At 53.9% G+C, this 22,302-nt stretch carries 22 protein-coding genes and 1 riboswitch; of the genes, 20 read left to right on the top strand and 2 right to left on the bottom strand.

Going from position 1 to position 22,302, the window contains the following annotated elements; genetic code table 11:
* Window positions 1-119: 119 nt before the first annotated feature.
* The 8 genes from NST26_RS17070 to NST26_RS17035 all read left to right on the top strand — a co-directional run bounded on the left by NST26_RS17070 (window position 120) and on the right by NST26_RS17035 (window position 10,035).
* Entirely contained in the window at window positions 120-1,937 is a 1,818-nt protein-coding gene (locus NST26_RS17070) for an APC family permease (protein WP_209873826.1), read from the top strand.
* A 172-nt stretch (window positions 1,938-2,109) separates the two neighbouring features.
* The gene (locus NST26_RS17065; protein WP_340952476.1) at window positions 2,110-3,147 is read left to right on the top strand and encodes an ABC transporter substrate-binding protein; all 1,038 of its coding nucleotides are present in this window, start codon (window positions 2,110-2,112) and stop codon (window positions 3,145-3,147) included.
* A gap of 152 nt (window positions 3,148-3,299) precedes the next feature.
* A complete protein-coding gene (locus tag NST26_RS17060; protein WP_340952478.1) occupies window positions 3,300-4,361 on the top strand; it encodes a FecCD family ABC transporter permease in 1,062 nt (353 codons plus the stop codon).
* Entirely contained in the window at window positions 4,358-5,392 is a 1,035-nt protein-coding gene (locus NST26_RS17055) for a FecCD family ABC transporter permease (protein WP_340952481.1), read from the top strand. Before NST26_RS17060 ends, NST26_RS17055 begins: the two co-directional genes overlap by 4 nt.
* A gap of 41 nt (window positions 5,393-5,433) precedes the next feature.
* Entirely contained in the window at window positions 5,434-6,240 is an 807-nt protein-coding gene (locus NST26_RS17050; RefSeq protein WP_036726562.1) for an ABC transporter ATP-binding protein, read from the top strand.
* A 9-nt stretch (window positions 6,241-6,249) separates the two neighbouring features.
* On the top strand, window positions 6,250-7,059 hold the full coding sequence (locus NST26_RS17045) for a (2Fe-2S)-binding protein (protein WP_340952483.1): 810 nt from the start codon (window positions 6,250-6,252) through the stop codon (window positions 7,057-7,059).
* Between the two features lie 168 nt (window positions 7,060-7,227).
* Window positions 7,228-8,142 carry a UDP-N-acetylmuramate dehydrogenase gene (murB, locus tag NST26_RS17040; RefSeq protein ID WP_340952485.1) on the top strand — a complete coding sequence of 305 codons (915 nt, stop codon included), beginning with the start codon at window positions 7,228-7,230 and terminating at the stop codon, window positions 8,140-8,142.
* Window positions 8,143-8,475: 333 nt separating this feature from the next.
* A complete protein-coding gene (locus NST26_RS17035; RefSeq protein WP_340979520.1) occupies window positions 8,476-10,035 on the top strand; it encodes an IS1182 family transposase in 1,560 nt (519 codons plus the stop codon).
* A 123-nt stretch (window positions 10,036-10,158) separates the two neighbouring features.
* Here NST26_RS17035 and NST26_RS17030 read toward each other — a convergent pair whose 3' ends face one another.
* Window positions 10,159-10,494, bottom strand: coding sequence for a hypothetical protein (locus NST26_RS17030; protein ID WP_340952487.1), 336 nt, complete (start codon window positions 10,492-10,494; stop codon window positions 10,159-10,161).
* A 175-nt stretch (window positions 10,495-10,669) separates the two neighbouring features.
* Between NST26_RS17030 and NST26_RS17025 the strand changes: the two genes are divergently transcribed.
* From NST26_RS17025 to NST26_RS16985, 9 genes are all read left to right on the top strand, one after another.
* Window positions 10,670-11,410 (top strand): ZIP family metal transporter, encoded by a 741-nt coding sequence (locus tag NST26_RS17025; RefSeq protein ID WP_340952489.1) that lies wholly within the window; start codon window positions 10,670-10,672, stop codon window positions 11,408-11,410.
* 72 nt (window positions 11,411-11,482) lie between these two features.
* Window positions 11,483-11,526: riboswitch (PreQ1 riboswitch) on the top strand.
* An 82-nt stretch (window positions 11,527-11,608) separates the two neighbouring features.
* The gene (gene queF, locus NST26_RS17020; RefSeq protein ID WP_036726570.1) at window positions 11,609-12,109 is read left to right on the top strand and encodes a preQ(1) synthase; all 501 of its coding nucleotides are present in this window, start codon (window positions 11,609-11,611) and stop codon (window positions 12,107-12,109) included.
* A gap of 45 nt (window positions 12,110-12,154) precedes the next feature.
* Complete coding sequence (gene queC, locus NST26_RS17015) at window positions 12,155-12,820, top strand: 7-cyano-7-deazaguanine synthase QueC (RefSeq protein ID WP_340952490.1); 666 nt, start codon at window positions 12,155-12,157, stop codon at window positions 12,818-12,820.
* Window positions 12,820-13,302, top strand: coding sequence for a 6-pyruvoyl trahydropterin synthase family protein (locus tag NST26_RS17010; RefSeq protein WP_340952493.1), 483 nt, complete (start codon window positions 12,820-12,822; stop codon window positions 13,300-13,302). The genes queC and NST26_RS17010 overlap by 1 nt, the downstream gene beginning before the upstream one ends.
* A complete protein-coding gene (queE, locus tag NST26_RS17005; protein ID WP_340958043.1) occupies window positions 13,295-14,017 on the top strand; it encodes a 7-carboxy-7-deazaguanine synthase QueE in 723 nt (240 codons plus the stop codon). Before NST26_RS17010 ends, queE begins: the two co-directional genes overlap by 8 nt.
* Before the next feature lie 168 nt (window positions 14,018-14,185).
* Entirely contained in the window at window positions 14,186-15,004 is an 819-nt protein-coding gene (locus tag NST26_RS17000) for a VanW family protein (RefSeq protein WP_340952494.1), read from the top strand.
* Between the two features lie 73 nt (window positions 15,005-15,077).
* Window positions 15,078-16,214 (top strand): zinc-dependent alcohol dehydrogenase, encoded by a 1,137-nt coding sequence (locus NST26_RS16995; RefSeq protein WP_036726578.1) that lies wholly within the window; start codon window positions 15,078-15,080, stop codon window positions 16,212-16,214.
* A gap of 166 nt (window positions 16,215-16,380) precedes the next feature.
* Window positions 16,381-17,295, top strand: coding sequence for a DMT family transporter (locus NST26_RS16990; RefSeq protein WP_340979519.1), 915 nt, complete (start codon window positions 16,381-16,383; stop codon window positions 17,293-17,295).
* Window positions 17,296-17,368: 73 nt separating this feature from the next.
* Window positions 17,369-18,205 carry a class I SAM-dependent methyltransferase gene (locus tag NST26_RS16985; RefSeq protein ID WP_340952500.1) on the top strand — a complete coding sequence of 279 codons (837 nt, stop codon included), beginning with the start codon at window positions 17,369-17,371 and terminating at the stop codon, window positions 18,203-18,205.
* A gap of 37 nt (window positions 18,206-18,242) precedes the next feature.
* Here NST26_RS16985 and NST26_RS16980 read toward each other — a convergent pair whose 3' ends face one another.
* A complete protein-coding gene (locus NST26_RS16980) occupies window positions 18,243-19,160 on the bottom strand; it encodes a LysR family transcriptional regulator (RefSeq protein WP_340952502.1) in 918 nt (305 codons plus the stop codon).
* Between the two features lie 259 nt (window positions 19,161-19,419).
* Between NST26_RS16980 and NST26_RS16975 the strand changes: the two genes are divergently transcribed.
* The 3 genes from NST26_RS16975 (at window position 19,420) to pstA (ending at window position 22,266) form a co-directional block, all read left to right on the top strand.
* Window positions 19,420-20,373, top strand: coding sequence for a phosphate ABC transporter substrate-binding protein PstS family protein (locus NST26_RS16975; protein WP_339314550.1), 954 nt, complete (start codon window positions 19,420-19,422; stop codon window positions 20,371-20,373).
* Between the two features lie 166 nt (window positions 20,374-20,539).
* Window positions 20,540-21,373 (top strand): phosphate ABC transporter permease subunit PstC, encoded by an 834-nt coding sequence (gene pstC, locus NST26_RS16970; protein ID WP_445321785.1) that lies wholly within the window; start codon window positions 20,540-20,542, stop codon window positions 21,371-21,373.
* Complete coding sequence (pstA, locus tag NST26_RS16965; RefSeq protein ID WP_036726586.1) at window positions 21,370-22,266, top strand: phosphate ABC transporter permease PstA; 897 nt, start codon at window positions 21,370-21,372, stop codon at window positions 22,264-22,266. The genes pstC and pstA overlap by 4 nt, the downstream gene beginning before the upstream one ends.
* The last annotated feature ends 36 nt before the right edge of the window (window positions 22,267-22,302 follow it).

The raw sequence follows: 22,302 nt of genomic DNA, 5'->3' as shown, positions 1-22,302 counted from the left end.
CTAAGGCATGCGGATCATTTCCGTATGCTTATTTTGGTGCCTGCATTTATGAAATCCACTTATGAAAACAGCGCAGGGAAACCCGTTTCAACTTAACCAAGAGAGGAACTGTTACTACAATGGTAAGCAAGGTAAAACGACTATTGATCGGGCGTCCGATGAAGTCGAACGAACTCGATCATGAAAAGTTATCCAAGGTGAAAGCACTGGCTGTCCTGTCTTCTGATGCGCTCTCGTCTGTAGCCTACGGAACAGAACAAATTCTGATTGTACTGGTGGCCGCCGGGTTCACCGCTATCTGGTACTCCTTGCCAATTGCATTAGCCGTATTGGGCCTGCTGGCTATTCTGATTCTGTCCTACCGGCAGACGATCTTCGCTTATCCCCAAGGCGGGGGCGCGTATATTGTCGCCAAAAGCAATCTAGGGGTGCATACCGGCTTACTGGCCGGCGGCTCTCTGCTGGTGGATTACATTCTGACGGTGGCGGTAAGTGCGTCGGCGGGGACGGATGCAATCACTTCAGCTTTTCCAAGTCTGCATAATCATAGTGTTCTGATAGCGGTATCTGTTATCGTGCTCTTAACGATTGTTAACCTGCGGGGAGTGACCGAATCGGCCTCCTTCATCGCTATCCCGGTCTATCTGTTCGTGGTTTCCATCTTCGTGCTCATCATCTCGGGGGTCTTCAAATATATGACCGGCGGCGCCCATGCCCATGTTCCTGAGATTGGCTCGGCCGTATCGAACGTGAGTATGTTTCTGCTGCTGAAGGCCTTCAGCTCCGGCTGTTCGGCTCTGACCGGGGTAGAAGCGGTCTCCAATGCCATTCCTAACTTCAAAGCGCCCGCGGAGAAAAATGCAGCCAAAACGCTGATGCTCATGGGCCTCATTCTCGGGGTAATGTTCACAGGTATTACGCTGCTCGCTTACTGGTACGGTATCATGCCTGATGAGAAGGCCACCGTGGTCTCACAGATTACCGAATCTACCTTCGGCCGCGGCGGACTGTACTTCTTCATTCAGGGGATTACGGCGGTTATCCTGTTCCTGGCAGCCAATACGGCGTACTCGGCCTTCCCGCTGCTGGCGTTCATGTTCGCCAAAGACAAATATCTGCCCCATGCCTTCATGGTGCGCGGCGACCGGCTGGGCTTCTCCAACGGTATTATTTTCCTCGGTGTTATGTCGGCTGTGCTGGTGGCGGCGTTTCACGGGAATACGGAAGGACTCATTCCATTATATGCAGTAGGGGTATTCATTCCGTTCACGCTGTCGCAGCTGGGCATGATGGTCCAATGGTACAGAACGAAGCCGAAAGGCTGGCAGAGCAAGTTCGCCGTCAATACGGTGGGGATGCTCACTACATTAACGATCACCCTGATTTTCATAATCACTAAATTCTCCAGCGTGTGGATGGCCTTCATCTTCCTGCCGGCTGTTATCATCGTGTTCCACCGGATTCACCGCCATTATATGAATATTGCCGATCAGCTGCGGATCTGCCCGGCTACCGATAAGCCTTGTATCAAAGGAAGCACCGTAGTCGTTCCGGTCGCCGGTGTGACTCGTGCTGTACTGCATTCGATCAGCTATGCGAAGTCATTGACAGATAATGTGGTCGCTGTATATGTAGGCTTCGATGAAGAAGAGATTCACAAGATGGAGCAGAAGTGGGAGGAGTGGAACCCCGGCGTACGCCTGATCGTCCTGCGCTCCCGCTACCGCAGCATTATCCGCCCGCTGGTGAAGTTCATCGATACAGTAGAGTGGAAGACCTCTTCAACGGATCATATTACCGTCCTGATTCCGCAATTCGTGACCAAGCACTGGTGGCAGGCGGTGCTGCATAATCAGACCAGCTTGTTCATCCGTTCATATCTGATGAATCAGAAGGACATTGTAATCGCGACTGTACCTTTCCATCTGCATAAATAATATAGAAGATTAGGAAGATGGCTGTTTCTGCTTAATGCGGAGACGGCCGTTTTTACGTTATTATAAGTTATTGGTTGACATAGAGAATGAGAATCAATATCATCAGTATAGACAAGATGAAGGTAACAGAGCTTTTGCCAATCATGAGGGTAACATACAGGAGGGGTATTCAATGTTTTCGTTCAACCTGCAAGGATCAAGAAGCGGGAAGCTGGCGGTGGCCGGACTTATGACTACAACACTGCTGCTGTCCGCTTGCGGAAATGATAATAGCAACGCAGGCAGTAACGGTGGAGCAGGCACCGCACCTGCGGCAACCGCAGAAGCGACTGCGGAGGCCACTGCGGTACCTGCAGCAACTGCTGCACCCGCTGTGGAGAAGACCGTAACGGATGCAATGGGACATAAGGTGACCGTTCCCGCTAATCCGCAGCGTGTAATTGCTTCTTATCTGGAGGATTATCTGGTAGCACTCGGCGTGACTCCGGTTGCCCAGTGGTCTACGAAGAATGGTACTCAGGCTTACCTGGCCGCTGAGCTTAAGGACGTTCCGCCGATCAGCTATGACCTGCCGCTTGAAGCCGTCACCAGCTTCACGCCGGATTTTCACATCGTCCAGTCGGAGGGCTCGGTTCAGAACGGTCTTTATGACCAGCTGAATAAGATTGCACCAACCTATGTACTCGGCGATGAGGTCAGCAGTGACTGGCGCGCAGCCTTGCTCAAGATCGGTGAGCTGCTCAATAAGACACCGGAAGCGGAGAAGGCTATTGCAGACTATGACCAGAAAGCGGCTTCAGCCAAAGCGGCTGTCTCAGCGGCAATTGGCGATGATTCAGTAGCGGTTCTGTGGCTGGTGTCCAAGAATTTCTTCATTGTAGATGAGACCCGCAGCAGCGGTGCGGTATTGTATGGCGATCTTGGAGTGAAGCTCCCGAATCTCGTGACCGACATTCCTGCAGAATCCAGAGCACCGTGGAACCCGATTTCACTGGAGAAATTATCTGAGCTGACTGCAGAGCATATCATTCTGGTGAATAGTGACAAGGCAAGCGGAGCTGAGATTACAGAAGGTGCAGTCTGGAAGGGAATTCCGGCCGTTAAGGCAGGGAATGTTCATGAATTCGGCAAAGATACCAGCTGGCTGTACAGCGGCCCTATAGCCAATACCAAGACCATCGATGATATTCTGAGCAGTTTTGTAAAATAGGTTCTTTACCAGCCGGAGAATTGTGCAGGCTTTTATATCCTTAGGATATAGAAGCCTGCCTCTTTTTTAAGTTGAACAATATTCATATCTTTGCGATAATGAGAATCATAATCATCTATATTTCCCTAATAATCCTGATAAGGAGACGGCATATGGCTTCATCCACAGATTCTGCTCTACAAGCTCCTTCTGTTGAAGGGAACACATCTGTCCGGTCGCGGCCGCTTGCCGCTGCTGTTATTCTGGTGCTGGGAATAGCAGCGATTGTCTTCGGCCTGATGGTATCCGTATCGGTTGGTGCGGCGGATATCCGGCTGGCTACCGTATGGGAGGCGGTGTTCCGGTTCAATCCGGAGCTGCCCCAGCATCAGGTCATCCGGGAGCTGCGGATTCCCCGGGCTGCCGCAGGAGCGCTGGTCGGCGCATGTTTTGCCGTTGCCGGTGCGATTATGCAGGGGATGACCCGCAACCCGCTGGCGGATTCCGGACTGATTGGTCTTAATGCAGGTGCGGGCGTTGGACTGGCCCTGGCTTTTGCCTTCGCGCCAACACTATCCTTCGCGTACATCATGCTGTACTGCTTCCTTGGAGCGGCTGTAGCCTCACTGCTGGTATTCGGGATCGGATCGCTCTCCCATAGCGGACTGACCCCGCTTCGGCTGACCCTCGCCGGTGCGGCAGTAAGCGCCATGCTGCTGGCGGTCAGCCAGGGCATTGCTATCCTGTTCAGCCTCTCCCAGGATATCGCCTTTTGGATGGCCGGGGGGATTGGAGGAGCGAGCTGGAAGCAGCTGCAGGTAATATCTCCTTGGGTCGCGGCGGCCCTAATCGGTGCGCTGATGTTGTCGCGTTCGATTACGCTACTGAGCCTGGGCAGGGATGTTGCAGCAGGTCTCGGACAGCGCACCGGTCTGGTACAGACTGCAGGGATGATTATTGTCGTCATCCTCGCCGGAGCGGCAGTCTCCACGGTGGGGCCGATCGCTTTTGTCGGATTAATGATTCCGCATATTACGCGTTACCTCGTTGGGGTTGACTACCGCTGGATTATTCCCTGCTCCGCAGTCCTTGGAAGCATTCTGGTCCTGGTGGCCGATATTGCGGCCAGGATGATTAATGCGCCATACGAAACACCAATAGGTGCCTTAATTGCAGTATTCGGCGTACCGTTCTTCATCTATCTGGCCAGCAAACGCAAGGGGGAGCTGAAATGAACCGTTCCACCTCATTCCCCCCGGCCAAGCCGCGCCGTTCCAGAGAGGCTGGTATTCTGACACTGCTTGCTGTGCTTATCGTCATTCTGTTTCTGGTCAGTATGAATACCGGCTTAATGCGTCTGTCACCGCTCGAAGTTCTACATACCCTATCCGGCAACGGCACCAAGCAGCAGCAGCTGATTCTGTTTGATTTCCGGCTGCCGCGCATCGTGATCTCCTTGCTGATTGGTGCAGGCTTTGCGGTCGCCGGAGTGATTCTGCAAGGCTTGTCGCGTAATGCTCTCGCTGAGCCTTCCACCCTGGGGATCAATGCCGGAGCCGGATTCGCCGTACTGATCTTTATCTCCTTTGTACCGTCTACTACAGCAGCTCCGATCCTCGTGCTTCCGCTACTGGCGCTTGCAGGGGCCTCGCTTACTGCAACACTGATCTACTTCCTGTCTTACAGGAGGGAGGATGGGCTCTCGCCGACACGGCTGATCCTGATCGGGATTGCTGTGGGTGCCGGGATATACGCTTTTCAGCTTATTTTGTCATTAAGACTCGACCCGCAGAATTATCAGTTCGTAGCCATCTGGCTGGCCGGCAAAATCTGGGGCGGAGACTGGCGGTTTGTGCTGGCCCTGCTGCCCTGGATATTGATCCTGCTGCCCTTCGCATTCTACAAAGCCCGGGTGCTCAACGTACTGAATCTGGGCGATGAGCTCTCCAAGGGACTGGGCCTGCCGCTCGAACGGGAACGGCGGTGGCTGCTGGCTGCGGCTGTTGCGCTGGCAGGAGCCTGTGTATCGGTAAGCGGCAGCATTGGTTTTGTCGGGCTAATTGCGCCCCACCTGGCCCGCAGGCTGGTCGGCCCGCGCCATCAGATCCTGCTGCCTGCGGCTGCCCTGACCGGAGCCCTGCTGCTGCTTACGGCAGATACGATCGGTCGCTGGATCCTGCAGCCTGCGGAGGTACCTACTGGTATCGTAGTAGCGATTATTGGAGCACCGTACTTTTTATATCTTTTGGCCACATCGAAAGCGTAGTACAGGGATGTATATATTAAAAAATCTAAGGAGTGTTTATCATGTCGGAACGTTTAAATACAGAGCAGCTGAGCATCGGATATGCGGAGACTATGATTGTAAAGGGGCTGAATCTATCGCTTCCGACAGGGAAGATTACAGCGCTTGTCGGGGCGAACGGCTCGGGAAAGTCCACGATTCTGAAGACAATGGCCCGGATCATGAAGCCGAAGAGCGGCAATGTAATGCTTGACGGGAAGTCCATTCACAATCTCTCCACCAAAGAGGTGGCCCGCCAGCTGGCGATTCTGCCGCAGAATCCTACTGCCCCGGACGGCTTAACGGTATCTGAGCTGGTAGGATATGGACGGTATCCGCATCAGAAGGGCTTCGGCAGCCTGACGCCTGAAGACCGCAGCATTATTGCCGAGGCGATTGAATTGACCGGCATGAATGAATTCCGTGACCGGCCGATTGACCGTCTCTCCGGCGGACAGCGGCAGCGGGCCTGGATCGCCATGGCGCTGGCCCAGCAGACGGATATTCTGTTCCTTGACGAGCCGACGACCTTCCTGGATATGGCCCATCAGCTGGAGGTGCTTCAGCTGCTGCAGAAGCTCAATGAGCAGGAAGGCCGGACGATTATTATGGTTGTCCATGATTTGAACCATGCTTCGCGTTACGCGCAGCATATGGTAGCGATCAAATCCGGTAATGTGATCAGCGAGGGCGCTCCGAATGAGGTAATGACACCGGCAGTGCTGCGTGAGGTATTCGGCATTGAGGCAGATATTGTGCCTGATCCGCGTACAGGTGTGCCGCTCTGTCTGCCTTACGAGCTGGCTGCGTACAAAGTTGCCGGGCTGTAGGAGAGGAACATGAATGAATTCCTGAGGCAAGAATATAAGTCTAAATTTGACCTCCATCTTGAGGTGCCGGAGGGAGCCGTGTATTCCTTCGCTGCTGTTGAGCTGGCAGAAGAGGCGGGGATGAGGACCTTCATGGAGGCTTACCGGCCGCTGATGAAGGCGCTCGACGATAAAGCGGCCGGTGCGTACTTCGGCGGTTATCTGAGCATTATGGCACTCGCGGTCCAGTATTCCGTGACCGGCTTCTTGTGCTTACCGGACTTCAGCTTACGGAACCTTCACCTGCATCTTGTTCCGGCAGATGGCTACTGCAGAATTGCCTTCTCGCTTCGTGAATGGGGGATGGTACAAGCTCCGGCAGATGAGCCGGGCCGGAAGGCTTGGCGCAATGAGGTGTTAACCAGCTTCTACCAGAACACAGCCGGGCCGCTGATCCGGATGGCTTCACAGGTGAGCGGACTTTCGCCCGGGGAGATCTGGGGACAGCTGCCGACCAAATTCAACTATTATGCGGAAGCCTTTGCTGCTGAACTGACAGATCCGCTCCTGCTTCGCCGGCTGGAGGAGGATTATGCGTATCTGAAGGATGAGCTGCCCGCTGCCGTATTCGGGATGCCGCGGAATCCGTTCCAGGTGAAGATACGGAGAACTGAATCGCTCACGGACCCGCAGCAGACGGTTCAGCTGCGTAACCGCTGCTGTATGTATTACCGGACTGAGGGCGGACGGCTGTGTTATACCTGCCCCCGGATGAAGGAAGAGGAGCGGTCCGCACGGCGGGAGGAATTCCGTGCCGAGCGCGCAGCGGCTGGAGAATAGGGCATAATTGGGAATTTCGAAACATAATAATGCTGTATGCAGCTTCGTAACAGGCTCCTGTCATTGACAAGGGAGCCTGTTCGTTGTTAAAGTTGTGGTTGCTGAAGCCGTAATTAACCGGCAGCGAGCACGACCATTATCTTGTTTATAGAGTTAGGAGCATGAAGAATGAATATTGACAACATATATGAGGATTTGCAGCCGCTTGTTACCGCAGGCTCACTGAAACGGCGTGAGAGCCTTAAGAATCTGGTCTATACCCGCATGGGCGGCGAAGCAGATATTTTGGCGGCTCCTGTTACATATGAAGAGATCCAGAGCATCTATGCTTATGCCCATAATCATCAGATCCCGCTTACGATTCTCGGCAACGGCTCCAATGTGATTATCCGGGACGGAGGCATCCGCGGCATCGTGCTCCAGACCTCGGATCTGTCCGGGATGGGCGTCCGCGACGGGCTGCTGTATGCGCAGTGCGGGGCGAAGATTATCGATGTCTCGGGCTATGCGCTGGAGCAGAAGCTGACCGGTCTGGAATTCGCCTGCGGCATCCCCGGCACGGTAGGCGGGGCACTCTACATGAACGCCGGAGCCTACGGCGGGGAAGTGAAGGATGTGCTGCACAGTGCGCTCGTGATTGATCAGAACGGGCAGCTCCTCACCCTGCACAGCGATCAGCTGCAATGGGGATACCGCAGCAGCATCTTCGCCACTGGACAATATATTGTGCTGGAGGCGAGATTCAAGCTTCTGCCAGGCGATCCAGCCGCGATTAAAGCGTCCATGGATGAGTTAACCTATCTGCGGGAATCGAAGCAACCGCTGGAGTATCCGTCCTGCGGCAGTGTATTCAAGCGGCCGCCGGGCCGGTTCGCGGGGCAGCTGATTCAGGAGAGCGGACTCCAGGGGACGCGCATCGGAGGCGCAGAGGTCTCACGCAAGCATGCGGGCTTCATTATCAACGCCGACAATGCAACCGCCAGCGATTATATCGGATTGATCCAGCATGTACGCTCAGCGGTGAAGCACAAGTTCGATGTGGAGCTGGAGACGGAAGTGGAGATTATCGGGGAAGAATTGTAGGCGATAGTTGTGGAATAAGGGGCTGTCCCAAAAGCCATGAAATGGCTGCTTGGGACAGCTTTTTATTTTGGAGTAGGATCAACGTGAGCACTTGGGTGGACGCTTCGCGAACGGACCGTTGTTTGGGTCGCTGTGGTCTCCAGATTTTTTTCATTCCCTTAGCGGTGAAAATCCGGAGACCAAGGCGACCGCTGCCGCTTTTTCACAATCGTTCCGTCCTCTCCGCTGTTTAAGCGGGAAAAGTTTCTTCAAATCTTTCTAAAATCACAAAAAGAAACCTCTCTTTTGTTAAAATGGAGTTACCACACAACCATTTCAAAGGAGAGGTTTCTTTTGTACATTCAATATACCATGGACCAGCTTTGCTTGCCAATGGATCTGGAAGAAGATATCCCGGAAAATCACCTCGTTCGCGTCGTGAATGCCGCCGTCAATCGGCTGGACAACGCCATTTTTGACGCGGCCTATCCCGGCGGCGGCCGTGACAGCTACCATCCTAAAATGCTCACCAAAGTCATTATCTACGCTTACACTCAGCGAATCTATTCGTCTCGCCAAATCGCCAAAGCGGTCCGGGAGAACATTCCCTTCATGTGGCTGGCCGGACGGCAGCGACCCGACTTCCGCACGCTGAATCGCTTCCGTTCCCAGCGGATGAGAAAGGTCCTCGAAACGGTATTTACCGCCGTGCTTCAGTTTCTGGCTGACGAAAAATACGTGTCTCTGGAGCATTATTTTGTGGACGGAACTAAGATCGAAGCGAATGCCAATCGCTACACCTTTGTCTGGAGCAAAGCGGTCAGCAAACACAAAGCGAAACTGCAAGATAAGGTACAGGCCCTATTCGCTGACATTGAAGCAGCGGAAGAGCAGGAAGAACAAGAGAATCAGGGCAAAGATCTGGCTGAACTCAGCACGGGTTCGGAAATGGACAGTGAGAAACTCGAACAAGCCGTGCAAAAGCTTGAAGCTCAGCTTGCCGAAAAACCGAAAGACAAGCCCCTAAAAAAGACGGTTCGGAAGTTGCGTAAGGATTTGCTCCCTCGACTGCAGAAGTACGAACAATATCAAAAGCTGCTTGGGGACCGGAATAGTTTCAGCAAGACCGATCCCGAGGCAACGTTTATGCGGATGAAAGAAGATCACATGCAAAATGGCCAACTGAAGCCAGGTTACAATCTACAGATCGGGACCGAAAACCAATTTATTTTAACCTACAGTCTACATCAAAGACCGGGTGACACCCGCTGTTTAGAACCACATCTGGCAAAAACAAAGCAATTCCTCGGAAAACTTCCAAAGACGGTCATTGCAGATGCCGGCTATGGAAGTGAAGAAAACTACGCCTATCTGGAAAAGAGCGAGATACAGGCCGTCGTGAAATACAGCACCTACCACAAAGAAAAGAGCAAAGCCTGGAAAGCCGACGTCGGAAAAATCGAGAACTGGACCTACGACGCATCCGAGGATCGCTGGACGTGTTTAGCTGGATACCCGCTGTATTTCCAACGAGAGAGCAAGGAAACCACAGAGAGTGGATACGAAATTAAGAAGCGTCATTACCAAAGTCAAAGCTGCGGAGGTTGTCCGCTAAAAGAAAACTGCACGAAGGGAAGCGGAAACCGGGAAATCGCAGTCAGTTTGGAGCGGCTTAGATACCAGAAACAGGCGAAAGAAATCCTCCGAAGCGAGGAAGGCTATCTATTGGCCGTACGTCGAATGACGGAGCCGGAAAGTGTATTTGGACAATTAAAAAATAACCGGGGCTTCCGGCGCTTTCTGCTTCGCGGCATGGAAAAAGTGACGCTAGAGGTCGGTTGGCTTTCGCTTGCTCACAACCTGCTGAAGCAAGCAGCGAATGACCAGAAACGCAAGGGAGCGATCCTCCAATAACGGAGAATCGCTCCCTTTCTTACAAATTAATCCTTTAAGAAGGCATGGAATTTTTCCCCACCAGTAGAGTATCTACTTTTGGGACAGCCCCCTTAGATTCTTACGGCCGGAGCCGCCGCATAATCAGCTTACAGCCAGTGAATATTTTGCCCGGCTCGTTTGCAGATCCACCTTAGCCTCGGATACCTCATGAAGCTCTAGTCCGCTCACTGCCAGCTCATATCCCGGCTGCGGCAGAGGCACAAGCTCACCATCCGCATTCAAGGTACTGCCCGTCCCGCGCAGAATGACCGCACTGTCCAGATAATCATCTATGACATCTTCAGCGTTCCGGTAGTCAACAGTCTCCAGCTTGAAATGGACGGTGTCCAGATCCTCCAGCTCCCGTTTTTCGATGACCAGTGTTGTATCCTTGCGGGCTTCCAGCCAATCTATAAGCTTCTGTACGTTTGCTTCCATCGTATGATCCCATCCTTCGGTTAATAGAGATTGTTAATTCTAAGTTACCCCTTTCCATGCAAATGAATCCGTGCAAATTAGTTGAACTATGCAAGGTGTTTGCCGTTCTTCATTCGTGTGTAAACTATTCTTATGCATTGTAATAATGCCAATATCTTATAAGAAGGTGAAGCGGATGGGAAACGCATTGTTATGGGGCGCACTCTCCGGCTCGGCGGTCTTGATTGGCGCACTCTTGGCCTTATTCCTGCGGATTCCGAATAAGCTGATCGGCTTCATCATGGCGTTCGGGACCGGTGTGCTGATCGGCGCGGCGGCGTATGAATTGCTAGAGGATTCGGCCAGTGACGGCGGACTGGCCCCGACGATTATCGGGTTCACCGCTGGAGCACTGGTGTTCACGGTGTTCGACTGGCTGATCTCGCGTAAAGGCGGAGCCGGACGCAAGCGTTCAGCCAGAGCCTCTTCAGGGAGGAGCGATGCCAAGGGCGGAGGGCTGGCTATTTTTGCCGGAACGGTACTGGATGCGATTCCTGAATCGATCATGATTGGCGCAAGTCTCATTGCGGGTCAAGGCGTTAGCGTACTGCTGGTCATTGCCATCTTCATCAGCAATATTCCCGAAGGCTTGTCCAGTACGGCTGGACTGAAGCAGGACGGCTATGGCAAAGGCAAGATTATGCTGCTGTGGCTCGGCGTACTCGCTATCTCCACACTGGCCTCAGGGGCGGGATATGAGTTCATGGATCACGCAAGCGGGTATACGGAAGCGCTGATTGCCTCTTTTGCCGGGGGAGGGATTATTGCTATGGTGTCCTCCAGCATGATGCCCGAAGCCTACGAAGAAGGGGGGCCGCTCACGGGGTTCATCGCTGCGATGGGACTGCTGTGCTCGCTGATTCTGGATCAGCTGTGAGGGTTGTCAAGCCCGCTGTAATCATGGTATAGTTCAAGACGCACCAAGATAAAGAAGGAATCTGCGCCGCGCGCAGGAGAGGTTCGCGAACTCCCTCTATAAAAAACTAAGCTATCTTAGTAGAGCCAGGTTTTCGAAATCTCGTTCTTCTTTCCAGTTCAGGCCAGGGGCCTAGGGAAAAGAGAGGGGTTTTTTGTCATGTCAGAAGGCAGAATGCAAGAGGAAATGCAGGAGGTTACCCTGCTGGGCAACCAAGGCACGCAGTACAAGTTCGGCTATGATCCGGGGATTCTGGAGGCGTTCGATAACAAGCATCCCGGCCGTGATTATTTTGTCAAATTCAACTGTCCCGAGTTCACCAGCCTGTGTCCCGTGACCGGTCAGCCGGATTTCGGGGTGATGTATATCTCGTACATTCCTGATATCCGAATGGTGGAATCGAAGTCACTGAAGCTCTATCTGTTCAGCTTCCGCAATCATGGGGATTTCCATGAGGACTGTGTCAACATTATTATGAATGATCTGATCTCGCTGATGGAGCCGCGTTATATCGAAGTGTGGGGCAAATTCACGCCGCGCGGCGGCATTTCCATCGATCCTTACTGTAACTGGGGGCGTCCGGGAACCAAATATGAGGCGATGGCCGAGCACCGGCTGATGAATCATGATTTGTATCCCGAGAAAGTGGACAACCGTTAATCCGCAGAAGCCAGCTTCACAGAGCAATAAGGAGGAGAGATCATTATGGTAAATAGAAAAGCATTAGTCGTCTTCAGCGGCGGCCAAGACAGCACGACCTGCCTGGCGTGGGCATTGCAGGAATTCCAGGAGGTTCAGGTGGTCACGTTCAATTATAATCAGCGCCATGCGGCCGAGATTGAAGTCGCCAAGGCGATAGCCGCAAGGTTCGGCGTGAAGCAGCATATTCTGGACCTGGGGCTGCTGAACCAGCTGGCCCCGAACGCCTTGACGCGGGATGATATTGACATTACCGCAGGCGAGGGTGAAGAGCTGCCCAGCACGTTCGTGGATGGACGTAACCTGCTGTTCCTGTCCTTCGCGGCCATTCTGGCCAAGCAGCTCGGCTACTCCAACATTATCACAGGGGTCTGCCAGACGGACTTCAGCGGGTATCCGGACTGCCGCGATGTGTTCGTGAAGTCGCTGAATGTCACGCTTAATCTGTCGATGGATGTGGAGTTCGTCATTCATACCCCGCTGATGTGGCTGGACAAGAAAGAAACCTGGAAGCTGGCAGACGAGCTGGGCCAGTTCGATTATGTCCGGGAGCAGACCCTGACCTGCTATAACGGAATCATCGGCAGCGGCTGCGGCACCTGTCCGGCATGTCTTCTGCGTAAGCGCGGTCTGGAGCAATATGAGGCAGAGCGTCAGGAGGCGGGACTATAATGCGGGGCGAAGTAACCGTCTGCAAAATTTTCACCTTCGACGCTGCCCATCAGCTCATCGGACACAAGGGGAAATGCAGTAATCTGCACGGGCATACCTACAGGCTTGAGGTAGTGCTGAAGGGTGTGCCATCCGCACTGGAAGGGCAGTCGGATGAAGGGTTCGTCATCGATTTCAGCGATATTAAGGCGGCTGTGCAGGAGGCGGTGGTTGGGCGGCTGGATCATGCTTTTCTGGCGATGGGCAATGAGCCTGTGCTGGAGACGCTGAAGGCGACCGGCTCAAAGGTTGCGCTGCTCTCCTTCCGCACCACAGCCGAGAATCTGTCTGCTTACATTGCCTATGAGCTGAAACGGGCGGCGTTGCCGGTGTATTCGGTCAAGCTATGGGAGACTCCGACCTCCTGGGCGGAGGTGCTGGCAGCAGATATCCCCGAGGAGGGACCGGCTTACCGGCTGTATGGAGGCTGCGATGATGAGTAGAATCCCGGTTATTGAAATGTTCGGCCCGACAATTCAGGGGGAAGGGGCGGTCATCGGGGTCAAAACGATGTTCGTCCGCACCTACGGCTGCGACTACCGCTGCCGCTGGTGCGATTCCGCCTTCACCTGGGACGGCTCGGCCAAGGATAAAGTAACGATGATGGAGCCGCAGGAGATTCTCGACGGGCTGCTGGAGCTGGCCGGGGAGAATTTCAATTGTGTCACCATCTCCGGGGGGAATCCGGCGCTGATCGGGGAGGCGATGGGAGAATTCATCTCCCTCCTCCATGAGCGGGGCATCCAGGCGGCGATTGAGACGCAGGGCAGCCGTTGGCAGGACTGGTTCCATGAGGTGGATGTGCTGACGATCAGCCCGAAGCCGCCCAGCTCCGGGATGCAGACAGACTGGGATAAGCTGGATGAGATTATGCATAGAGTCGCTGATAACGGCAAGGCTGCGCATAGCCTGAAGGTGGTTGTTTTTAACCAGGAGGATTATGAATATGCCCGTAAGGTCCATTTCAGGTACCCGGAGGTCCCTCTGTTCCTGCAGCCGGGCAACGATAACGTCACCGAGGAAGGCGACATCTCAGGCCGTCTGCTGGGGCGGCTGGAATGGCTGTTCGAGCGGGTGATTGCCGATCCGCAGATGAACCGTGCACGGGTGCTGCCGCAATTACATGCATTAATATGGCATAATAAGCGTGGGAAATAGTGCGCCCGCTGCCAGGATGAAGCTGAATAGAGTTACTGAAGGCCGGACTTCCGTTACAGGGGAGTTCCGGTCTTTTGCTGTAATAGAAATGGGACAGAATTGTAGCTTCCAGCTGGTTCAATTGTAATATAATTGAACAATAATGTGGGAGAGGGAGGCAATCATTCCATGAATTCGGTAATCAGCAACATGAAGCCCATCCGGCGTTCCAAGCTGCGACTATTTGCAGGGAAGCGGTATTTCACCTGGAAAAGATACTGGAAATGGATCACAGCCAGCGGCCGTCTGGCTACAGAACAACGCGCTGAAGCTCTGCCGTACGAAGCGGCCAGCCATGCTACCCCGCTGCTGCGCAAACTGCGCAATGTGGATATGCAGCTTCAGCACAACAAAATCGTGAACCTGAGGCTCGCGGTGGCGAAGCTGGACGGGCTTGTCATTCAACCGGGCGAGAGCTTCTCCTATTGGCGCAGGATCGGCAAACCGACGCGAAGAAAAGGCTACCTGGACGGAATGGTGCTCCACTATGGCGGGTTCCGTTCCGGCACAGGCGGCGGACTCTGCCAATTGTCCAATCTGATCTACTGGATGACACTGCATACGCCGCTTACGGTTACCGAGCGGCACCGGCACAGCTATGATGTCTTCCCCGATGAGCAGCGGACCCAGCCCTTTGGCAGCGGGGCTACCTGTGCCTATAATTATCTGGATCTCCAGCTGCGCAATGATACAGAGCATGCTTATCAGCTTAAGCTGCATCTGGATGAGACTCATCTGCACGGGGAATGGCGCTGTGCAGGACAGCAGCTCTACCATTACGAAGTCTATGAAGATGGGCACCGCATCAGCCTGGAGCCGTGGGGCGGGTATATCCGGCGCAACGCGATCCGCCGCAGAGTGCTGACGCATAGCGGAGAGCTTGCCGGAGACGAAGCGGTGGCTGAGAACCACGCGCTGATGATGTATTCTCCGCTGCTGCACGGATAAATCCGGACCATTTGGGGCTATAACATAAGATAGTGTAACAAGCAGCCCCATTTCAGAAGGAGTGACCTATACCATGAAGGCAGTGACTTATCAGGGAAAGAAGAAAGTTGAAGTGAAGGAGGTCGCCGATGCGCGGCTGGAGAAGAAGGATGACATCCTCGTCCGCATAACCACAACCGCTATTTGCGGATCTGACCTGCATATCTATAACGGAGAAATACCGGGAATGCATGATGACTACATTATCGGACATGAGCCGATGGGGATTGTGGAAGAGGTGGGCCCGGAGGTTACCAGGGTCAAGAAGGGCGACCGGGTCATTGTCCCGTTCAATGTAGCATGCGGGCAATGCTTCTTCTGCCAGCATGAGATGGAGAGCCAATGTGACCATGCGAATGAAGCGAAGGATACCGGCGGCTACCTGGGCTATTCGGATTCATACGGCGGATTCGCCGGAGGGCAGGCGGAGCTGCTCCGGGTGCCTTACGGCAACTTCGGGCCGTTTGTCGTCCCGGAGGACGCGGAGATGGAAGACGAGAAGCTGCTGTTCCTCTCGGATATCGTCCCGACCGCCTGGTGGGGCGTCGAGAATGCCGGTGTGAAGCCCGGTGATACCGTCATTGTGCTTGGCTGTGGCCCGGTAGGCCTGCTGACACAGAAGTTCGCCTGGATGAAAGGCGCATCCCGTGTCATCGCGGTGGACTATATCGATTACCGGCTCCAGCATGCGAAGCTGACGAATCAAGTGGAGACGGTGAATTTTGAGCAGACCAAGGATGTAGAGCTGAATCTCAAGGAGATTACACGCGGCGGAGCGGATGTGGTGATTGACTGCGTGGGATTGGATGCCAAGAAGACGGTTGTAGAGAAGGTGGAGACAGCCTTGATGCTGCAGGGAGGTTCGCTGGGGGCTTTCCGTATCGCCTCCGAAGTGGTCCGCAAGTTCGGCACCATTCAGTTAATCGGTGTCTATGGCCTGAATTACAATATGTTCCCGCTGGGCCATCTATTCGAACGCAATATCACGCTGAAGATGGGCCAAGCTCCTGTGATCCATTATATGCCTGAGCTCTACAAGATGATTAAGGAGAACAAGTTCGATCCCACAGATATTATCACCCACCGGCTGCCGATCAGCCGCGCAGAACATGGCTACAAGGTATTTCAGGAGAAGGAAGAGGACTGTATCAAGGTAGTGCTTAAGCCGTAACAGGGGAGAGTAGCCTCTGTCAGCTGAGCTTCTATAAGGCATGGAACCCCTCAGAGGCGGTTCTGTGCCTTTGTTTTGCGTTGAATATGAAAAAATGCTGCTTTTTTCGCCGATTTACGTTAAATTAACATAATGAGTCTTACATCCTATGAAGGGGCGTTCTGTCATGCGTACCAATAAACCGCCCGTTCCCGTGCCTCTCCTGATGGTAATCGGAATTGTGGCCATCTCGTTTTCTTCCATCTTTATTAAATGGTCCTCTGCGCCCGTATCGGTCCAAGGGATGTACCGCCTGCTGTTCACCTCCCTGCTGATGCTGCCGTTCGCCCGTCCCTATAGCGGGGCACTCTTTCAGCTGCGGAGGAAGGACTGGCTGCTGCTGGGCGTGTCCGGTGTCATGCTTGCCCTGCATTTTCTGCTGTGGATGGGTTCGCTGAATTATACCTCGGTGGCCAGCTCGACGATGATTATGGCGCTGGAGCCGTTATTCATTATGCTCGGTGCGTACATACTGTATAAAGAGCGTAACTCTATCTTTGCTATCCTGGGGATGGCGATTGCTATCTTCGGCGTTACTTTTATCGGCTGGGGAGACATTGGCTTGTCTGCTGAGAATCTGAAGGGCGACATGCTGTCGGTTGGCGGAACCGTAGCGGTAGCCGCACATATGCTGCTTGGACAAAAGCTGGTGGCGCGTATGCCGTCCTATCTGTACAGCCTGATTGTATTTATCGCTGCGGCCGCCGTATTTGCCGTCTACAATCTCGTGACCGGCACACCGTTCTTCAATTATCCGGCCCGGGAATGGGGCATCTTCGTCCTGCTGGCGGTGGTGCCCACCGTCTTCGGCCATATCCTGTTCAACTGGCTGCTGCAATATACATCGGCGACTACCGTCTCCATGAATATCCTGGGAGAGCCTGTCGGCGCGAGCATTCTAGCGTTCCTGCTGCTGGGTGAGCAGCTCAGCGGCCTGCAGTGGGCGGGCGGCGTGCTCGTCATGGCCGGGCTGGGTGTCTATCTGTATGCCGGGCGAAGGAAAGCTATGAAGCTCCGGCAGTCTCTGCCGAACGCTTCCTAGCTATACGCGGACAGACCCGTGAGGCAAACTTGATTACATTTTATAGAACATAGATAAAGGGGTAACGAAAGCAATGAACGAACCTAATCAGAATGAACCGGATGGCCTCAATAAGGAGGCGGCACCTACAAGCGAGGAGCTGTGGAATGAGGATACCTATGCGGCCTGGACCAGCCGGTTCGGAACCCCTGCGGAGGCTGCGGAGAAGCTGTCGAAGGACCCTGCGGGGAAGCTGTATCCGCTGAATACCTATCTCGGTGAAGTGAAGGGCCGGAGGATCATGAATCTGATGGGCTCCAACGGCATGAAGGCGGTGGCACTGGGGCTGCTGGGGGCTGAGGTGACTGTCGCGGATTTCTCGGAGGCCAATGCCCGTTATGCCGGTGAACTCGCGCAGGCGGCAGGAGTGCAGCTTGACTATATCGTGTCGGATGTCCTGGAGCTGCCGGAAGCGCATCTTAACGGCTCGTATGATACGGTTTTTGCCGAAATGGGGATTGTTCACTATTTTACGGATTTGGCTCCGTTCATGGCTACGGCATACCGCTTGCTGGCACCGGGCGGGACGTTCGTACTGCGGGATTTCCATCCGGTAACGACCAAGCTGATCTCCTCCAAGGGGTCGACGGCCAAGGTGCGTAAGCATAAGGTGAGCGGGGATTATTTCGATACGGCGCTTGAAGAGAAGCAGGTGTCCTATTCCAAATACATGCCTTCCTCAGGAGGAGCACCGGAGGCGGACAAGCCGAATGTCGTCTACTGGCGGCGCTGGACGCTGGGCGAGCTGGTTACTGCTGCCGCAGCCAGCGGACTGATTATAAGAGAGCTGGTGGAGGAGCCCAACCTGTCGTCGGATGTGTACGATAAGGGAATTCCCAAGACCTTCACCCTGGTTGCTGTCAAAAGATAATAAGGTTCACCACCACACGGTATCCCCGTTAGCGCAGTTACACAGGCGCTCCGGGGATACCGTTTATTTGTGCAGAACCCGCTGCCATCCCGGCAAAAGCCTGCTGGAGCGGGGAAAGCGTATAGTCCTTGCGCCAGGCAAGCACAAAGGAGCCGTCAGCCGGAAGAATTCCGGGCAGCTTCGCATAAGCCAGTCGGCCCGCCGTTACTTCACCCTCAATCCCGGAGCGGGAGAACACGCCCACCATTCTGCCTGTGTAGAGCATCCCCTTGACGGCCTCCGGCGAGCCCAGCACCGCATGGTTCCAGACCCTTACATTATTAAGCTGTGCCCACTGGTCAGAGATTCCGCGCAGGAAGGAGGCGGCTTCATGCTGCACCCAGGGCTCGCGGGCTACGGCTTGGGCGGTCAGCTCCTGCTCCCCCGCAAAGGGATGCTCCGGCGCAAAGACCAGCACCGTCTCCTCTTCAGCAATCGCCTGCGTATGGAAGGTATCATCCTGGCCCTCTGCACTATGCAGCACGGCGAGCTGGATCTCCCGGCTGCGCAGACGTTCCCGGATGGCGTCATCCGGCAGCACGGATAGATAGACATCGATCCCGTCATAATACTGTGTGAATTGGGACAGCAGTTTGGGCACAAGATAACTGGCAGGGATATCGCTTGCGGTAAGCTCCAGATTCCCCGAGGCGAGCGAGGTGAACTGTTTGACCGTCCGCTCGGCCTCAGCACTCAGCGAGACAATGCGGACCGCATATTGATACAAGGCGCGTCCGGCATCCGTCAGCAGGACCCGGCCGCTCCGGTACTGGAAGAGGGAAGCGCCAAGCTCACTCTCCAGACTTTTCATATGGAAGGAGACGGTTGGCTGCTTAAGATTCATCTCGGCGGCGACATCCGTTACTTTTTTATATTTTTCGATGAGAACTAGGATTTGCAGCTTTACAAGGTTCATGAAGATTCCTCCGGGATGGGGCAGAAAGACCCCTATTGTTGTATCGATATAGAATTTATCTATTCAATTATACAATTTATATTATAACTTTTATCCTTCGGTTTACAAACTCAGTACTTTTATCTAACGAACGGGCCCTAGAATAAGAAGAGTCAGAAGAGACGCTGATAGACACACAATAATGCTTCCCAAGTGAGTTTTGTACGAAGCAGATGGAACGCAGCAGACACTCACAAAACCTTTAGGAGGAAAACAAACAATGCAATTCAAAAAATCGTGGATCATGGCTTTGACTCTTACCAGCGTACTGGCACTTTCAGCATGCGGCAACGGAAACAACGGGGGAAATAAGGCAACAACCAATAACGGAGGGAATACACCGGCTGCTACAAACACAGAATCCAGCAGCGGTGCGAAGCTGAGCGGTTCGGTCCTGGCATCAGGCTCCACAGCACTTCAGCCGCTCGTAGAGCAGGTAGCTGAGAAATTCATGGATGCGAATGCAGGCGTGGACATTCAGGTTCAAGGCGGCGGCAGCGGAACGGGCTTGACTCAGGTCTCTGAGAAGCAAGTCGATATCGGGAACTCGGATGTATTCGCTGAAGAGAAGCTGAAGGATGCAGCGAAGGCGGCTGAGCTGGTGGATCATCAGGTGGCGGTTGTAGCGATTGCGGCAGTAAGTAACCCGAAGGCAGGCGTAGACAGCTTGACCAAGCAGCAGCTGGTAGATATTTTCACAGGTAAAATCACGAACTGGAAAGAGGTCGGCGGTGCAGACCAGGCCATCCAGATCATCAACCGTCCGGCAAGCTCAGGTACACGTGCTACCTTTGAGAGCTTCGCTCTTGGCACCAAGACAGAGGACCTGAAGGGTTCAATCCAAGAGGATTCCTCCGGTACAGTTAAGAAAATGATCGGCGAAACACCGGGGGCTATCGGTTATCTGGCCCTGTCCTACCTGGATGATTCCGTAAAAACATTAAACTATGACGGCGTTGAGCCTTCAGTAGACAACGTAGTGGCCGGTAAATATCCGGTATGGGCTTACGAGCACATGTACACTAACGGTGAACCTAATGAGACTGTAAAAGCGTTCCTGGATTACTTCCTGACGGATGAAGTACAGACTGGCGACGTGGTCGAGCTTGGCTACATCCCGGCTTCCAAAATGCAGGTATCGCGTGATGTTGCAGGTACTGTAACACCTAAATAACCTTCAACGGTTCACAGTTAGGATTGGATTTCAACTTTAATGTGATTAGAGGCGGATAAACTCTGCCTCTCTTTTCACTTTAGAAAGAGGGAGCATCTTGAGGGGACAACCAACAAACAAGCGGCTGGAAAAACATCATATAGAAAATTTAATCGGACGTATTTATATGTCCTTTTGTGTGCTGCTGCTCATTGTCATCATTATATCCATGGTCTATTTCGTAGCCTCCAAAGGCGTGGCCAACTTCGTTAACGGTGAGGTCAAGGTCTCTGAATTCCTGTTCGGCACGAAGTGGTCGCCTGAAGCAGACACACCTTCCTATGGAGCCTTCCCGTTCATCTCGGGTTCCTTCCTGGTCACGCTGCTGGCTGCGCTTATCGCAAGTCCGCTCAGTATCTGCGCTGCGCTCTTCATGACAGAGATTGTGCCGGGCTGGGGTAAAAAGCTGCTTCAGCCGGTCATCGAGCTGCTGTCAGGCATTCCATCCGTTGTCTACGGCTTCGTAGGCTTAAGCGTCATTGTTCCATTTCTGCGGGATACGCTGCCCGGACAGGGCATCGGGGTGGCTGCAGGCGCGCTAGTGCTGTCGGTCATGATTCTGCCGACGATTACCAGCGTGGCTGCAGACGCGCTTGCTTCATTGCCGCAAAACTTGAAAGAATCATCCTTTGCGCTCGGTGCCACACGCTGGCAGACGATCTCCCGGGTTATTCTCCCGACGACCTTCCCGGCGATTATGACGGGTGTAGTGCTTGGCATGGCCCGCGCCTTCGGCGAGGCTCTTGCTGTGCAGATGGTTATCGGTAACGCGCCGTTCGTGCCTCACTCCCTGTTCGAGTCCGCGTCCACCCTTACCAGTGTCATCACGCTGGGCATGGGGAATACCACGATGGGTTCACCGCAGAACAATGCGCTGTGGAGTATGGCGCTGGTGCTGATGCTGATGACCTTCGTATTCGTCCTGCTGGTGAGAATGCTCGAAAGGAGAAATAAAATTTGAAGCCGAGAACTGCGAATAAAATAGCCACTGTCGTTATCGTAACCTTTGCATTGCTGATCGTTGCCATCCTGGTTAGCTTACTCGGATATATTCTGATCCGCGGTTTCAATCATATTAGCTGGGACTTCCTGACCTCTGCGCCGCAAAAGATCCGCGCAGGCGGAGGCGTCGGGCCGCAGCTGTTCAACTCATTGTTCCTGCTGGTGCTGACCTTAATCATCACCGTGCCGCTGGGGCTGGGTGCCGGAATCTTCATGGCAGAGTATGCCCGTCCCGGCAAGCTGACCAACTTCATCCGTCTGGTCGTGGAGGTATTGTCTTCCTTCCCGTCGATTATCGTGGGTCTGTTCGGTCTCTTGTTGATCGTCAACACCTTCAATCTCGGGTTCTCCCTGATTTCGGGTGCGCTCGCGTTAACCTTCTTCAACCTTCCGCTGATGGTGCGTATTACGGAGCAAGCCTTCCGCACGGTGCCTAAGCAGCAGAAGGAGGCAGGCTTCGCGCTCGGATTATCCAAGTGGAAGATCGTTACCTCGGTATTGCTTCCGGTAGCCTTGCCGACTATTATCACCGGCACGATCCTGTCGGCCGGCCGCGTGTTCGGTGAAGCAGCCGCGCTGATGTTCACGGCAGGGATGAGCAGCCCGCGCCTGGACTTCAGCAACTGGAATCCGCTTAGCCCGTCCTCACCGCTCAATCCATTCCGTCCGGCGGAGACGCTGGCGGTGCATATCTGGAAGGTCAACAGTGAGGGCCTGGCTCCGGATGCACTTCAGATTGCAGCGGGTGCTTCAGCCGTCCTGGTGCTGACCGTATTAATCTTCAATCTGGCTGCCCGTTACTTCGGCAGATTCATCTACCGCAAGCTTACTGCATCCAAGAGAATGAGCTAGGCTTGTTACACACAGGGAGGGCACAGGCTTCCGAAG

It is taken from the genome of Paenibacillus sp. FSL R7-0128 (assembly GCF_038002245.1).
Classification (GTDB): domain Bacteria; phylum Bacillota; class Bacilli; order Paenibacillales; family Paenibacillaceae; genus Paenibacillus_AQ; species Paenibacillus_AQ silagei.
Note: the sequence above shows the minus strand (reverse complement) of the source record. Positions and strands in the feature narration are given on the sequence as shown.

Bases quoted from the DNA above. Each gene is read 5' to 3' on its own strand.
- queF (WP_036726570.1), top strand. From the start codon at position 11,609: ATGTCAGAAGGCAGAATGCAAGAGGAAATGCAGGAGGTTACCCTGCTG.
- NST26_RS17065 (WP_340952476.1), top strand. From the start codon at position 2,110: ATGTTTTCGTTCAACCTGCAAGGATCAAGAAGCGGGAAGCTGGCGGTG.
- queC (WP_340952490.1), top strand. From the start codon at position 12,155: ATGGTAAATAGAAAAGCATTAGTCGTCTTCAGCGGCGGCCAAGACAGC.
- NST26_RS17045 (WP_340952483.1), top strand. From the start codon at position 6,250: ATGAATGAATTCCTGAGGCAAGAATATAAGTCTAAATTTGACCTCCAT.
- queE (WP_340958043.1), top strand. From the start codon at position 13,295: ATGAGTAGAATCCCGGTTATTGAAATGTTCGGCCCGACAATTCAGGGG.
- NST26_RS16995 (WP_036726578.1), top strand. From the start codon at position 15,078: ATGAAGGCAGTGACTTATCAGGGAAAGAAGAAAGTTGAAGTGAAGGAG.
- NST26_RS17000 (WP_340952494.1), top strand. From the start codon at position 14,186: ATGAATTCGGTAATCAGCAACATGAAGCCCATCCGGCGTTCCAAGCTG.
- NST26_RS17050 (WP_036726562.1), top strand. From the start codon at position 5,434: ATGTCGGAACGTTTAAATACAGAGCAGCTGAGCATCGGATATGCGGAG.
- NST26_RS17010 (WP_340952493.1), top strand. From the start codon at position 12,820: ATGCGGGGCGAAGTAACCGTCTGCAAAATTTTCACCTTCGACGCTGCC.
- NST26_RS17070 (WP_209873826.1), top strand. From the start codon at position 120: ATGGTAAGCAAGGTAAAACGACTATTGATCGGGCGTCCGATGAAGTCG.
- pstC (WP_445321785.1), top strand. From the start codon at position 20,540: ATGTCCTTTTGTGTGCTGCTGCTCATTGTCATCATTATATCCATGGTC.
- NST26_RS16980 (WP_340952502.1), bottom strand. From the start codon at position 19,160: ATGAACCTTGTAAAGCTGCAAATCCTAGTTCTCATCGAAAAATATAAA.
- NST26_RS16975 (WP_339314550.1), top strand. From the start codon at position 19,420: ATGCAATTCAAAAAATCGTGGATCATGGCTTTGACTCTTACCAGCGTA.
- NST26_RS17025 (WP_340952489.1), top strand. From the start codon at position 10,670: ATGGGAAACGCATTGTTATGGGGCGCACTCTCCGGCTCGGCGGTCTTG.
- NST26_RS16990 (WP_340979519.1), top strand. From the start codon at position 16,381: ATGCGTACCAATAAACCGCCCGTTCCCGTGCCTCTCCTGATGGTAATC.
- NST26_RS17060 (WP_340952478.1), top strand. From the start codon at position 3,300: ATGGCTTCATCCACAGATTCTGCTCTACAAGCTCCTTCTGTTGAAGGG.
- murB (WP_340952485.1), top strand. From the start codon at position 7,228: ATGAATATTGACAACATATATGAGGATTTGCAGCCGCTTGTTACCGCA.
- NST26_RS16985 (WP_340952500.1), top strand. From the start codon at position 17,369: ATGAACGAACCTAATCAGAATGAACCGGATGGCCTCAATAAGGAGGCG.
- NST26_RS17030 (WP_340952487.1), bottom strand. From the start codon at position 10,494: ATGGAAGCAAACGTACAGAAGCTTATAGATTGGCTGGAAGCCCGCAAG.
- NST26_RS17055 (WP_340952481.1), top strand. From the start codon at position 4,358: ATGAACCGTTCCACCTCATTCCCCCCGGCCAAGCCGCGCCGTTCCAGA.